The sequence below is a fragment of the Dysgonomonas reticulitermitis genome (genome assembly GCF_054601275.1).
On the sequence record NZ_BAAHWU010000002.1, the window covers coordinates 114665 to 129641 of the forward strand.

General features: G+C 38.9%; 10 protein-coding genes and 1 pseudogene. 10 read left to right on the top strand and 1 reads right to left on the bottom strand.

Annotated features, from left to right (window positions below):
* Positions 1-12: 12 nt before the first annotated feature.
* The 10 genes and pseudogenes from ACYPZI_RS01560 to ACYPZI_RS01605 all read left to right on the top strand — a co-directional run bounded on the left by ACYPZI_RS01560 (position 13) and on the right by ACYPZI_RS01605 (position 12724).
* Complete coding sequence (locus ACYPZI_RS01560) at positions 13-1479, top strand: sodium:solute symporter (protein WP_459597936.1); 1467 nt, start codon at positions 13-15, stop codon at positions 1477-1479.
* A gap of 13 nt (positions 1480-1492) precedes the next feature.
* Complete coding sequence (locus ACYPZI_RS01565; RefSeq protein ID WP_459597938.1) at positions 1493-2947, top strand: glycosyltransferase family 2 protein; 1455 nt, start codon at positions 1493-1495, stop codon at positions 2945-2947.
* A 62-nt stretch (positions 2948-3009) separates the two neighbouring features.
* Complete coding sequence (locus ACYPZI_RS01570; protein WP_459597940.1) at positions 3010-3942, top strand: DUF4922 domain-containing protein; 933 nt, start codon at positions 3010-3012, stop codon at positions 3940-3942.
* 5 nt (positions 3943-3947) lie between these two features.
* Positions 3948-5243, top strand: a complete 1296-nt coding sequence (locus tag ACYPZI_RS01575; RefSeq protein WP_459597942.1) for a SpoIID/LytB domain-containing protein — start codon at positions 3948-3950, stop codon at positions 5241-5243.
* A 15-nt stretch (positions 5244-5258) separates the two neighbouring features.
* A pseudogene (locus tag ACYPZI_RS01580) lies at positions 5259-5762 on the top strand (MFS transporter); the annotation flags it as partial.
* 1365 nt (positions 5763-7127) lie between these two features.
* Entirely contained in the window at positions 7128-8363 is a 1236-nt protein-coding gene (locus ACYPZI_RS01585) for an exo-beta-N-acetylmuramidase NamZ family protein (RefSeq protein WP_459597944.1), read from the top strand.
* 20 nt (positions 8364-8383) lie between these two features.
* Positions 8384-9553 (top strand): acyltransferase family protein, encoded by a 1170-nt coding sequence (locus tag ACYPZI_RS01590; protein ID WP_459597946.1) that lies wholly within the window; start codon positions 8384-8386, stop codon positions 9551-9553.
* A complete protein-coding gene (locus tag ACYPZI_RS01595) occupies positions 9550-10410 on the top strand; it encodes a BadF/BadG/BcrA/BcrD ATPase family protein (protein WP_459597948.1) in 861 nt (286 codons plus the stop codon). The genes ACYPZI_RS01590 and ACYPZI_RS01595 overlap by 4 nt, the downstream gene beginning before the upstream one ends.
* Position 10411: 1 nt before the next feature.
* Positions 10412-11230: an N-acetylmuramic acid 6-phosphate etherase gene (gene murQ / locus ACYPZI_RS01600; protein ID WP_459597950.1), complete on the top strand. Its 819-nt coding sequence runs from the start codon at positions 10412-10414 to the stop codon at positions 11228-11230.
* A 252-nt stretch (positions 11231-11482) separates the two neighbouring features.
* The gene (locus ACYPZI_RS01605) at positions 11483-12724 is read left to right on the top strand and encodes a 3-keto-disaccharide hydrolase (protein WP_459598158.1); all 1242 of its coding nucleotides are present in this window, start codon (positions 11483-11485) and stop codon (positions 12722-12724) included.
* A gap of 105 nt (positions 12725-12829) precedes the next feature.
* On the opposite strand, the gene scpA is transcribed toward ACYPZI_RS01605, so the two are convergent.
* Positions 12830-14977: a methylmalonyl-CoA mutase gene (scpA, locus tag ACYPZI_RS01610; protein ID WP_459597952.1), complete on the bottom strand. Its 2148-nt coding sequence runs from the start codon at positions 14975-14977 to the stop codon at positions 12830-12832.

Here is a 14977-nt window from a genome sequence, read left to right on the forward strand (position 1 = left end):
AAAATCAAAAGAATGAGCCCAATACTAGTATTAATAACTATAGCGTTTTATTTTGCCATCCTCTTTGCAATATCCTATATAACAGGACGCAAGGCTGACAATCAAGGGTTCTTTACCGGAAACCGTAAATCGCCATGGTACATAGTTGCTTTTGCAATGATAGGCTCTGCCATATCGGGAGTAACCTTTGTATCAGTGCCCGGAATGGTTGCCGCCAGTGGATTTTCATACATGCAAATGGTAATGGGATTCGTTGTAGGGCAATTTATCATTGCCTTCGTGTTAGTCCCCCTTTTTTATAAAATGAACCTTACATCCATTTATGAGTATCTGGAGAATCGTTTCGGAATTTCATCATATAAAACCGGAGCATGGTTCTTTTTTATCTCTAAGATGTTGGGAGCGGCTGTACGCCTGTTTTTGGTTTGCATTGTACTACAATTATTAGTCTTTGCTCCTCTCGAATTACCATTTATTCTTAATGTTATATTTACTGTAGGATTAGTATGGCTCTATACATATCGCGGAGGTGTAAAATCCCTGATATGGACAGATTCACTTAAAACATTCTGCCTAATTGTATCCGTAGGATTATGTATTTATTACATAGCTTCTGACCTGGGGCTAAATTTCTCCGGCATGTTATCAACGATCAGGGATAATGATTTTTCTAAAACATTCTTTTTTGACGATGTTAATGACAGGCGTTTCTTCTTCAAGCAGTTTTTGGCAGGAATTTTCACAGTAATTGCCACCACAGGGCTAGATCAAGACATGATGCAGAAGAATATGAGTTGCCGAAACTCTAAGGATTCACAAAAAAATATTGTCATTAGTGGATCAATGCAGCTGGTAATCAACTTACTGTTCCTAATGCTGGGAGTCCTTCTATACACTTATGCATCTCAGAATAACATTGCCGTACCGGAAAAGAGTGACGAGTTATTCCCATTATTGGCTACAAACGGTTATTTTCCTATTATAGTCGGCATTTTATTTATCATAGGATTAATATCCGCTGCATATGCTGCCGCCGGGTCAGCGCTCACAGCACTCACCACCTCTTTCACTGTAGATATATTGGAAAGCACTAAGAAAAAAGCAGATAACGAAGTGGCCAAAATCCGAAAAAAAGTACATGTTGGAATGGCAGTCGTTATGGGATTGGTAATCATTATTATAGACCTGCTTAACAACACATCGGTGATAGATGCAGTCTACATTCTTGCCAGTTATACATATGGTCCTATCTTGGGATTATTTGCATTCGGCATCTTTACCAAAAAGACTGTCAAAGACAAATATATACCTCTGGTAGCAATTATAGCCCCTATAATCTGTTTTATTCTGGATAAAAATTCGGTATCCTGGTTTAATGGATATAAATTTAGCTACGAAATATTAATCATAAATGCAGCTTTAACATTCGTTGGGCTACTTCTTCTTACAAATAAAAAGAAATCATCTCTAACAACATAAACAAAAAATAGTAATGAAAATTAATTGTTTTATTCCATTTCAAAATATAGATCAAATAAAAGCAACAATAACATCTTTACGTGAATCGTCTCTCGTAGAACAAATATTCTTGCTCGATGATAATGCAAATCAAGAAAAAATAGAAGGATGTGAAGTTATTAACATCGATTCTTTACGTTCTACTTCAACAATAAAGAAGATAGCAGAAAAAGCCAATACTGAATACACGCTTATTTACACAAAACCGGCTGATCTAAGGATGGGAATGTTTGCCCTTGACCGTATGCTGCAAATAGCAAAAGATTCCGGTGCAGGCCTCGTTTACGCTGATCATTACCAGGTTGCAAACGGAGAAAAAAAGAATAGTCCGGTAATTGCTTATCAAAAAGGCAGCTTACGGGATGATTTCAATTTTGGATCAGTCCTTATTTATAAGTCTACATACCTGAAAGCTGCTGTTGCAAAAATGGAAAAAGACTATAAGTTTGCAGGAATATACGACCTTCGTTTGAAAGTCTCCCAGGAAGCCGCTCTGGTTCATATTAATGAATACTTATACACTGAAATAGAAAATGACAACCGCAAGAGCGGTGAAAAGATATTTGACTATGTCGATCCCAAAAACCGCGATATGCAAATAGAAATGGAAGAAGCATGTACCGATCATCTGAAAAAGATCGATGGATATTTAGCTCCTAATTTCAAAGAAATAAATTTCAGTGAAACAGGATTTGAATATGAGGCTTCGGTCATCATCCCTGTTCGCAATCGCATCCGTACAATCGCCGATGCCATTCAATCTGTATTAAGCCAGAAAACAAACTTTAAGTTCAACCTGATAGTAGTAGACAATTATTCTACCGACGGCACAACTGAAGCTATAGATAAATTTGCAGATGAACGCCTCATACACCTTATTCCGGACAATCAAGAATTGGGAATAGGTGGTTGCTGGAATGTCGGAGTGCATCATCCGAAATGTGGAAAGTTTGCTATTCAACTGGATAGTGATGATGTATATTCTGACGAAAACACATTACAAAAAATAGTAGATGCCTTTTATCAACAAAATTGTGCTATGGTAGTCGGTACTTATATGCTGACCGACTTCGACATGAAGATGATACCTCCGGGCATTATAGACCATAAAGAGTGGACACCTGATAATGGACGTAACAATGCTCTTCGCATTAATGGATTAGGAGCTCCTCGTGCATTCTACACTCCGGTACTAAGAGATATTAAAGTTCCGAATACCAGCTACGGGGAAGATTATGCCCTGGGCTTGAATTTTTCACGTGAATATCAGATAGGACGTATATACGATGTACTATACCTATGCCGTCGATGGGACGACAACTCAGACGCTTCACTGGATATAGTAAAAATGAATGCGCACAATACATATAAAGACAGAATCCGTACTTGGGAATTAGAAGCTCGTATTGCTCTGAACAAGGGTAATTGATTATCAATCTTTTCAGGGTGTAATAATAAGCAAAACATTACACCCTGTATAAATAAACAAACATGAGTTTAACCTCAAAACAAGCTAAAGAATTACTTCATTCACAATTAGATGAATGGATATTGGCTAAGACAAATTTCGACGCTTTGAAGAGTGTGGAAACGAAAGAATTTGACTTTTCTGATTTCTCTATCAGAATACAATTCAATCCTGCCCGTATCCAATCGTCAGCAGCCAAGATAGATGCTAAATCAATCCGGGAACGGAAATGTTTTCTATGTCCGGATAATTTACCGATAGAACAAAAAGGGATTCCATATGGCGAATATCAGGTACTGGTCAATCCCTACCCTATTTTTCCTGAACACTTTACAATTTCCACATACAAGCATACGGATCAACTTATAGCCGGCATTTACGGAGATATGCTCGATCTGGCAAAAGAGATGGAAGAATATACCATTTTTTACAATGGACCTAAATGTGGAGCTTCGGCTCCTGACCATGCTCATTTTCAGGCAGGTAACAAAGGTTTTCTGCCATTAGAGAAAGAGATAAAAAGCATAACAAAAGAAACGGTTTTAAAGTCTGATAAATTAATACTTTATGCCATCAGGCAATATATGCGAAATTGTTTTCTTTTGGAAACAAAAGATAAAGATGCTGCAATAACCGTATTCAATAAACTATACGGATTTTTGGAGCTCAAAGAGGATGACAAAGAGCCTATGACGAACATACTGACATGGTATGAAAACGGAACATGGTACAGTGTTGTTTTTCCACGCGAAAAACATCGTCCGTACTGCTTCTTTGCCGAAGGAGACGATAATTTACTGATAAGCCCTGCCTCCGTAGATCTCGGAGGAGTGTTTATTACTCCTTTGGAAAAGGACTTCAAAAAAATAAGAGAAAAAGATGTTAAAGATATTCTAAAAGAGATTTGCATCAGTGATGAAAAAATGCAACTCGTCATTGACAAATTAAAAATGTAATGAAAATGGAACCGAAAGTAAGCGTCGGAATTTTGTGGAACGAAAAGATATCTTTTACCTTGAATGCAGATTATTTGTGTCAAGGAGAAATAGTATCTTCCGAAAACAGTGCACAATTGAAGGATAATCAAATTCTATGGAATGGACTATTGTATAAAGAATTACTCTTCGAACCACAAAATGATGACGCCTGCTTTACTCTGAAGGATGTCGTTATCGGTATTAATTTCCACTGGGAACGAAAAGAAGACCAACAGTTTCAAGGGGCATTGAAACTAATCGTGGAAAATAATATGATAACTGCTATTAATCTTATTAAAGTAGAAAACTATCTCACTAGTGTTATCTCATCAGAAATGAGTGCCACAGCCTCTCTCGAGTTGCTGAAAGCTCATGCTGTTATATCGCGTAGTTGGTTGTTGGCTCAGATAGAAAAGAATAAAGAAATCGTAGCCAAAAATGAAAATTATTCGACATTTACAGAAACAGAGAATGAGATAATTCGTTGGTATGATCGTGAGGACCACACGAATTATGATGTGTGTGCTGACGATCATTGCCAGCGCTATCAGGGAATTACACGCGCTTCGGCAAATATCGGCATCGTAAAGCAGGCTATTGCAGAAACCCGCGGGCAAGTATTAATGTCAGAAAACAAGATATGCGATGCCCGGTTTTCGAAATGCTGCGGAGGTGTTTTCGAAGAATTCCAAAACTGTTGGGAAGACACAAAATTCCCTTATCTGGTAAAGCGTAGAGACAGTGAATCTCCGCTGGATATACCTGATTTGACACAAGAGAGTGAGTCTGTAAAATGGATACAAACCAATCCGCCTGCCTATTGTAATACACAGGATAAAAAAATTCTGGGACAAGTACTGAATAATTACGATCAGGAGACCGTTAATTTTTATCGCTGGCAAATCAGTTATTCTCAGGAAGAACTGTCAGAACTGGTGAAAAAACGTTCCGGGATCGATTTCGGGCTTATTCAAGACCTGATACCTATACAAAGAGGTACATCCGGACGGCTTGTAAAATTAAAATTTGTAGGAAGCAAGAAAACACTAATTATAGGAAAAGAACTGGAAATACGCCGTATTTTATCCACTTCCCACCTCTATAGTTCTGCTTTTATTGTTGACAAAAAAGACAATACTTTTATCCTGTCAGGAGCCGGCTGGGGACATGGAGTCGGACTTTGCCAGATAGGAGCAGCCGTTATGGGAGAGAAAGGATACAAATACGACACAATCTTATTGCATTACTATATAGATGCAACTATAAACGAACTATATTAAGTAAATATAAAGAATATGAAAGGAAATAAAAGATCGCCTTGGGCGTGGATTCCTACTCTATATTTGGCAGAGGGATTACCCTATGTCGCTGTAATGACCATTTCGGTGATTATGTACAAGCGTATGGGTATTTCCAATACAGATATAGCTCTATATACCAGCTGGCTATACTTACCCTGGGTAATTAAACCATTCTGGAGTCCGTTTGTGGATCTGCTAAAAACAAAACGTTGGTGGATAGTAACCATGCAATTACTTATTGGAGCCGGATTTGCAGGCATTGCATTTACAATTCCCCTACCCTTCTTTTTTCAGGCTACATTGGCTTTCTTCTGGCTATTGGCATTCAGCTCGGCAACACACGACATAGCCGCCGATGGATTCTATATGCTGGGACTCGACACCAACCAGCAGGCTATGTATGTAGGCATTAGAAGTACCTTCTACAGAGTAGCTACGATTATGGGACAAGGTATCCTTATCATCCTTGCAGGATTTCTGGAAAGTACATCAGGTAGTGAGCCTGTAAAAATAAATATTGATGCTTCGCCGCAATACACTCAATCTACACTGTATATACCCCAACTACAGGACACAGCTCCTCAAGATGGAAATATACGATTTATTGTAGACAGGGATGTCGTACAAATTGGAACACACGGCGTAAACAAAGACAGCTTACAACTCTTTATTAAAGAAATAAATACTTTAAATCATGATAACGGGTTCAGTACCAAAGAGATCGTTGATACAACAAAGAAAGTAAGTTGGTGGACATCTAGCGTATCAAAACCCTTAGGCACATGGATTAAAGGCAATTTTGGTGAAAAACGCTATGTAGAGAAATCTGAACATACCGGGAATGTTGCTGTAGTAGCAGTCAAGCTGTCAAAGCAGCCTGAAGATGGTAAAGAAATGGTGTTGAATACAACAATGAATCATGGTGATCAAAGCATTTCGCTCCTTATAGGTGAACGATTAACTTTTAACAATGCAAACTGGAATAAACCGGCTTATATCGTATTTCAGATTGATCCGAAACTTACAACTGCCAGTTCTGCTGATTATAAAGGCTTATCGGGAAATATTCCTTTCGCTTGGTCTATTACATTTTTTGTGCTTGCCGGATTGTTTATATTCTTTAGTTTCTACCACAGGGTAGCGCTACCTAAACCCGATTCGGATAAGACACATACACATGTGACTGCAAAATCCATATTGAAAGAGTTCCTTACAACATGGTTCACTTTTTTTACAAAGCCGCAAGTTGGAGCAGCCCTATTCTTTATGCTCACATTCCGTTTTTCAGAAGCTCAATTACTGAAACTCATCAATCCGTTTTTACTGGACTCAAGAGAAATAGGTGGTTTAGGGCTTACAACCGGTGAAGTAGGGCTTGTTTATGGAACTATCGGAATTATTGGTTTAACATCAGGCGGAATTATCGGCGGTCTCGTTGCTGCTAAAGGAGGTTTGAGAAAATGGTTATGGCCAATGACTTTGAGTATGTTATTAACAATAGCGACATTCCTATACTTGAGTTTTACACAGACAGACAGCCTGATCATTATCAATATCTGTGTATTTATCGAGCAATTCGGCTATGGATTCGGATTTACGGCATATATGCTATTTATGATATACTTCTCCGAAGGTCAGCATAAAACAGCCCATTATGCATTCTGCACCGGATTAATGGCTCTGGGGATGATGATACCGGGTATGTTTGCCGGATGGTTACAAGAACTATTAGGTTACAATCATTTCTTTATATGGGTAATGATCTGTTCTATAATTCCTATCATAGCCGTCTCTTTGCTTAAAATAGATCCTAACTATGGAAAACCCAAAGCAAAAGAAGAGGGGAATAATAACTAAACTATCATGAAAAAAATATCGATTATATTATTTACACTATGCTTTTTATCTGTCACGGCATTTGCCCAAAAGATTAAGGTAAAAACGGGTATTGAAATATTAAAAGAGCAAAACTTTAAAGTATTGGAAGGTAAACGAGTAGGACTTATCACCAATCCTACGGGAGTGGATAACAAGATGAAATCTACTATCGATATTCTGAGTGAAGCTCCAAATGTAAAACTCGTTGCGTTATTCGCTCCTGAGCATGGCGTTCGCGGAGACGCTCACGCAGGAGATCATGTTGACAATGTAACCGATCCTAAGACCGGAGTTCCTGTATATTCTATTTATGGAAAAACAAGAATCCCTACCCCTGAAATGCTTAAAGGTATAGATGTTTTGGTATATGACATTCAGGATATAGGATGCCGCTCTTTCACTTATATAAGCACAATGGGACTGGCTATGCAAGCCGCTGCTGAAAACAATATAGAATTTATTGTTCTCGACAGGCCAAACCCTCTTGGAGGATTAAAGGTTGAAGGTGGCTTAGTTGACGATAAATTTATTTCCTTTGTTAGTCAGTTCAAGATTCCATATGTCTACGGACTTACATGTGGAGAATTAGCTTTATTGCTTAACGGAGAGAAAATGCTTAAACAAGAATGTAAACTACATGTGGTGAAGATGAAAGGTTGGAAACGCAAAATGTCGTACGAACAAACAGGTCTTCAATGGATACCATCATCGCCACATATACCACAACCTATATCGGCTGTGTTCTATCCGGTATCTGGTATTTTAGGTGAATTGGGTTACATGTCCATTGGCGTAGGCTATACTATTCCATTTCAAATGTTTGCCGCTGAATGGGTAAACGCGGAGGAATTAGCTGACAACATGAATCGGCTAAATTTGCCGGGCATTCATTTCAGACCTTTACATATAAGACCTTTCTATTCTGTTGGACAAGGACAGCAACTACAAGGTGTGCAGGTGCATATTATGGATTATGAGAAGGCCAGACTGTCGGAAATACAATTTTATCTGATGCAAGAAATAGCAAAACTATATCCGGACAAAGCGATCTTTGATAATGCCAATGACAAGCGGTTCCGTATGTTCGATCAAGTATCCGGAAGTGATTTTGTTCGTCTGGCATTTGCTAAAAATAATAATTTTGACGATATTAAAGACTTTTGGTACAAAGAAGTAGAACCATTCAAGAAAACGTCAAAAAAGTATTATTTATATAAATAAGTCAACTAAAAGGACACACAATGAATCAAAAATCCAGTAGCCGGCTATTATCACTCGATATATTGAGAGGTATCACTATCGCCGGAATGATTATGGTTAATAATCCGGGATCGTGGAGCAGTATATATGCACCGTTAGGACATGCTCCCTGGCATGGGCTTACCCCTACGGATTTAGTATTCCCATTCTTTATGTTTATCATGGGAATATCCACATATATATCACTTCGTAAATTTAATTTCGAGTTTGACAAAGCTACTCTGTTCAAAATAATTAAAAGAACAGTTGTCATATTTCTCATAGGATTGGGGCTTGGCTGGTTATCGTTATCGATTCGTACATATAACGGGCTATCCGGAGAAGATCTGACTTTTTTTGATCGTCTTATAAAATCAGTCTCCAACTTCGAGAATATACGGATTCTCGGAGTGATGCAACGTCTGGCTCTTACATATGGAATCACAGCGCTGATTGCAATTCTTGTGAAACACAAGTATATCCCATATATCATTTTTATTACATTGATAGGATATTTTCTCTTGCTATTATTCGGAAACGGATTCGAATTAAGCGAACAAAATATAATCTCTGTATTCGACAGGACAATATTGGGAGTAAACCATATGTATACAGACAGTGGAGTTAAACTTGATCCGGAAGGACTACTGAGCACGATTCCTGCTGTTTGCCACGTTTTAATAGGTTTTTGTTGTGGTGGCCTTTTATTAAATACTAAAGATAATTATGAAAAAATAAACAGATTATTCATTTTAGGGGCTATCCTTACTTTTTCAGGCTTTTTGCTTAGCTACGGATGTCCTATTAATAAGAAAATTTGGTCTCCAACATTCGTGTTGGCTACATGTGGATTAGCTTCGACTTTACTCGCCCTTCTTATCTGGATAATCGATATTAAAGGGTATAAAAAGTGGAGTGTATTCTTTGAGTCTTTCGGAGTAAATCCTCTATTCATATACGTAGCCGCAGGTATATTATCAATATTGCTTGGAGGCATTTTAATCCCTTACGATGGGGCAACAATCAGCATTAAAGTTTTTATATATAAAGTTTGCCTGCAACCTTACTTAGGCGACTATTTTGGATCCTTAATATTTGCCATGTTGTTTGTCGCGTTAAATTGGGTTATAGGTAACATATTGTATAAAAAGAAAATTTATATTAAGATATGATATTATTGGCAGATGGTGGTTCTACCAAGGTCGATTGGCGCTTAGTAGAACATGATAAAGAAATAAAACAAACTTATACAAAAGGTGCAAATCCATTTTTTCGCACCAAAGAAGATATAAGTAAAGAGTTAATGACTTCACTAAAACCTGTAATAAACGGGTATGATATTGATGCCGCCTACTTTTTTGGAGCAGGATGCGCCACTCCCGAAAAAAACAACATTATTAAAGAGGCCATAGCTGACAATTTTAGCATAAATCACATAGAAGTAGACAGTGACCTGCTTGCAGCGGCAAAAGGTTTATGTGGCAAGGAAAAAGGGATTGCCTGTATCATCGGAACAGGTTCTAATTCGTGTTATTACGACGGAAAAGAAATAAAAGAGAACGTATCTCCATTAGGATACATACTCGGAGATGAAGGTAGCGGCGCTGTCATTGGAAGATTATTTTTGGGAGCCTGCCTTAAAAATCAGCTGACACCGGGACTTAAAGAAAAATTCTTAAAAGAATTTGATCTCACTGCGGCTGTTATACTCGACAAGGTGTATAAACAACCTATGGCTAATCGTTTTTTAGCGAGTCTCTCTCCATTTATATTAAAAAACATTGATGACAATACAGTGTATAACATCGTATATCAAGCATTCAATGATTTTTATATAAAAAATGTACAGCAATACGATTATAAAAATAATGAAGTTCATTTCACAGGATCTATAGCTTACCATTATCAGAATATCCTGCGAAAAGCGGGAAACGATTTAGGTATAAAAGTAGGTACTATAATCTCATCTCCGATGGATGGGCTAATTAAATATTACGCTGAAGAACAATATCAAAAAATTAATATCTAAAATGGCATTTATAAAAATATCAGAACAGCCTTCATTATATGATAATCTGGAGAACAAATCGGTATTGGAACTACTAACCGAAATTAATCAAGAAGATCAAAAAGTAGCATTGGCTGTCGAAAAAGCTATACCTCAGATAGAAAAACTTGTATCTCAGATAGTGCCCCGCATGGAACAAGGTGGACGAATCTTTTATATGGGTGCCGGGACAAGCGGACGTCTGGGCGTATTGGATGCATCCGAAATACCTCCTACATTCGGCATGCCAAACACCCTCGTTATAGGTTTAATTGCCGGAGGGGACACAGCTTTACGTAATCCTGTAGAAAAAGCAGAAGATAACATGGATGCGGGATGGAAAGAATTACAGGAACGCAATATAAATGAGAAAGATACGGTAATAGGCATAGCAGCTTCCGGTACCACTCCATATGTAATAGGAGCATTGCGCAAAGCCCGAAAACATGGCATACTTACGGCATCGATCTCCAGCAATCCCGATTCCCCAATTTCTCAAGAGGCAGATATACCGATAGAAATGATCGTCGGCCCTGAATATGTAACCGGTAGTTCACGCATGAAGTCCGGTACAGGACAAAAAATGATACTGAATATGATTACTACTTCGACAATGATAAAGCTTGGTCGTGTAAAAGGGAATCGCATGGTAAATATGCAACTTTCGAACGCGAAGCTAGTAGACAGGGGCACCCGCATGGTATCTGAAGAATTAGGTCTGGACTATGAACAGGCTAACCGATTGTTACTATTACATGGGTCAGTCAAGAAAGCAGTAGACGCATACAAAGCAGGAAAATAAAAATAAAATGGAAGAGCCTCTATTCGAAGCTCTTCCATTTTTTTTCATAACAAATCATGTGATAGAATCTCATCAATATTCATAAATATATTAATCTTACTCATAAAACGCCAATAAATGTTATAAAAACTTATATTACAAATATCTATCAAACAGAAGCTTGAAATATTTTCTTATCTTTATTGTAGATTATTAATCTTAACCTAAATCAATATGAACTTTTCGACTTTAAAAAGCCTGTCGGCTTCAGCTATGATTTCTATAGTTTGTTTTGCATCTTGCAGTAGTACCCAACAACATAACGTGCTTACCGACAAGGAGAAATCCGCAGGGTGGCAATTATTATTCGACGGGCAAACCATGAATGGATGGCGAGATTATAATGGTAAAACTCTTGCCGAACCATGGCATGTTGTAGATGGTTGTATCCAAGCTAAAGGTGATGGAAGTGATGGAAGCGGTTATATTGTTACAGATAAACAATATGAGAACTTTGAACTTTCCTGGGATTGGAAATTAACCAAAGGCGGCAACAGCGGTATGTTGTATCATGTGGTAGAACGGCCTCAATACAAGGTGCCATATGTAACAGGCCCCGAGTATCAGCTAATCGATGAGCCAAATTTTGATGGTACATTAGAACCTTGGCAACGATTGGGAGTAGACTATGCTATGTATTTGCCTGATACAGCAAAGATGAAAGTAAATCCTTACGGAGAATGGAATAATTCTAAGATAGTATTTGACAATGGACATGTAGAACATTGGCTGAACGGAGAAAAGATACTTGAATTCGAGGCATGGACAGACGACTGGTTTGCCCGCAAAAACAGTGGAAAATGGAGCAATGCACCTGAATACGGGCTTGCTAAAAAAGGAGTAATATGTCTGCAAGATCATGGTTCTCCGGCCTCATTCCGTAATATTAAAGTAAAAGAACTTCCTCGAAAAACAAAAGAAGTGAGTCTGTTTAATGGTAAAGATCTCACCGGATGGGAAGCTTACGGTACCGAAAAATGGTATGTACAAGATGAATTGCTCGTTTGTGAAAGCGGCCCGGATAAAAAATACGGCTATTTAGCTACACGTGATTACTATGACGACTTTGACTTGACGGTTGAATTTAAGCAAGAAGCCGATGGAAATTCAGGTGTATTTATTCGTTCTTTCATTGAAGAAGGTGTTAAAGTAAATGGATGGCAAGTAGAAGTAGCTCCGAAAGGTCATGGCACAGGCGGTGTATACGAATCGTATGGGCGTGGTTGGCTGATCCAGATACCAAAAGAAAAAGAAGAATTCCTGAAAGTCGGCGATTGGAACACAATGCGTATCCTATTGCAAGGAAGTAGAATAACAACTTGGCTCAACGGTGAAGAAATGATAACTCTTGAAGATGAAAAAATCGAAGCAGGACAAGGCCGTATTGCTTTACAAATACATGATGGCGGAGGAATCAAAGTACTATGGCGTAATCTGAACTTGAAAACATTATAAAATACTCGATCATATATTGAATAATTATTTGAAAAAAAAACTTCTGCAATTAAGATAAACAAAAAAGCCACTCATTCAAGTGGCTTTTTTACTATACTGTCAGTATTACTCAGCCAGTAATATTTCTAATATCTGTACAGCGGCCTTAGTAACCGAAGTTCCCGGACCAAAAATAGCCGCAACACCCGATTGGTACAAGAAGTCATAATCTTGCGCAGGTATTACCCCTCCGGCAATCACGATGATATCTTCACGGCCAAGTTTCTTCAACTCTGCTATTACCTGAGGCACAAGAGTTTTGTGTCCTGCGGCAAGAGATGATACACCCAGCACATTCACATCGTTTTCCACAGCCTGACGGGCAGCTTCTTCCGGAGTCTGGAACAAAGGTCCCATATCCACGTCGAATCCACAGTCAGCATAACCTGTTGCTACAACCTTAGCTCCACGGTCATGTCCGTCCTGTCCCATTTTAGCGATCATAATACGAGGCTGACGCCCTTCTTTCTTCGCAAATTCTGCTACAAGCTCCTGAGCTTTCAAGAATGTAGGGTCTTTCTTTGTTTCTGATGAATACACGCCTGATATAGTTCTGATTATTGCTTTATAACGGCCAACTACTACCTCACATGCATCAGAGATTTCTCCCAGTGTGGCACGTAAACGCGCAGCTTCCACAGCAAGTTCCAGTAAGTTGCCTTTCTTTGTTTTAACACATTCAGTGATAGCTTCCAAAGCTTTTTTCACCGCTTCGTTGTCACGTTTAGACTTCAGGTCATTCAGACGTTCGATCTGTTGACGACGAACTTCGGTATTATCCACATCCAAAATATCGATCGGATCTTCTTTTTCAAGGCGGTATTTATTGATACCTACAATAGTTTGAGAACCAGAATCGATCCGAGCTTGAGTACGTGCAGCAGCTTCTTCGATACGCATCTTAGGAAGACCTGTTTCGATGGCTTTTGCCATACCACCAAGTTTCTGTACTTCTTGAATAAGATCCCATGCTTTATGAACAAGCTCGTTAGTAAGTGTTTCCACATAGTAAGAACCTGCCCAAGGATCGATTTCTTTACATATTTGAGTTTCCTCCTGGATATATATCTGAGTATTACGTGCAATACGTGCAGAAAAATCGGTAGGTAACGCGATAGCCTCATCCAATGCATTGGTGTGAAGAGACTGTGTATGTCCAAGAGCTGAAGCCATAGCTTCGATACATGTACGTCCTACATTGTTGAACGGATCTTGCTCTGTCAGTGACCAACCCGATGTCTGTGAGTGAGTACGGAGTGCAAGAGACTTAGGATTCTTCGCCCCAAAGCTCTTAACTATCTTAGCCCACAACAAACGTCCGGCACGCATTTTGGCAATCTCCATAAAGTGGTTCATACCGATAGCCCAGAAGAATGATAAGCGAGGTGCAAATGCATCTACGTCGATACCGGCATCGATACCCGCTTTCAGATATTCCATACCGTCGGCAAGTGTATAAGCCAACTCGATGTCGGCAGTAGCACCGGCTTCCTGCATATGATAACCTGAAATAGAGATAGAGTTGAATTTAGGCATCTTCTGAGATGTAAACTCAAAGATGTCCGCTATTATTTTCATAGAAAATTCAGGTGGATAGATATAAGTATTACGCACCATAAATTCTTTCAAAATGTCATTCTGAATTGTTCCGGCCATTTCTTCCAGCTTGGCACCTTGTTCCAATCCTGCATTGATATAGAATGCAAGTACGGGAAGCACAGCACCATTCATTGTCATAGACACAGACATCTGATTCAATGGAATACCTTCGAACAAAACTTTCATATCTTCTACCGAGCAGATAGAAACCCCTGCTTTACCAACGTCACCTACGACACGAGGATGGTCGGCGTCGTATCCACGGTGTGTGGCAAGGTCGAACGCTACAGAAAGACCTTTCTGTCCCGACGCAAGGTTACGACGATAGAAAGCATTGGATTCGGCAGCAGTAGAGAATCCTGCATACTGACGGATTGTCCAGGGGCGCATAGCGTACATACCGGAATATGGTCCACGCAAGAACGGAGGAATACCCGAAGCATAATTCAAATGCTCCATTCCTTCCAGATCTTCTTTTGTATAAACAGGCTTAACCTGAATCAACTCAGGTGTTGTCCAGTTAGCTTCGATACCATTATCAGCAGCCCATTTTGCTGCATCTGAAGCAGCAAAACCAGAACTGTTAATGTCGATGTTTTTGAAATTTGGTTTCAT

Bases quoted from the DNA above. Each gene is read 5' to 3' on its own strand.
- ACYPZI_RS01560 (WP_459597936.1), top strand. From the start codon at position 13: ATGAGCCCAATACTAGTATTAATAACTATAGCGTTTTATTTTGCCATC.
- ACYPZI_RS01565 (WP_459597938.1), top strand. From the start codon at position 1,493: ATGAAAATTAATTGTTTTATTCCATTTCAAAATATAGATCAAATAAAA.
- ACYPZI_RS01570 (WP_459597940.1), top strand. From the start codon at position 3,010: ATGAGTTTAACCTCAAAACAAGCTAAAGAATTACTTCATTCACAATTA.
- ACYPZI_RS01575 (WP_459597942.1), top strand. From the start codon at position 3,948: ATGGAACCGAAAGTAAGCGTCGGAATTTTGTGGAACGAAAAGATATCT.
- ACYPZI_RS01585 (WP_459597944.1), top strand. From the start codon at position 7,128: ATGAAAAAAATATCGATTATATTATTTACACTATGCTTTTTATCTGTC.
- ACYPZI_RS01590 (WP_459597946.1), top strand. From the start codon at position 8,384: ATGAATCAAAAATCCAGTAGCCGGCTATTATCACTCGATATATTGAGA.
- ACYPZI_RS01595 (WP_459597948.1), top strand. From the start codon at position 9,550: ATGATATTATTGGCAGATGGTGGTTCTACCAAGGTCGATTGGCGCTTA.
- murQ (WP_459597950.1), top strand. From the start codon at position 10,412: ATGGCATTTATAAAAATATCAGAACAGCCTTCATTATATGATAATCTG.
- ACYPZI_RS01605 (WP_459598158.1), top strand. From the start codon at position 11,483: ATGATTTCTATAGTTTGTTTTGCATCTTGCAGTAGTACCCAACAACAT.
- scpA (WP_459597952.1), bottom strand. From the start codon at position 14,977: ATGAAACCAAATTTCAAAAACATCGACATTAACAGTTCTGGTTTTGCT.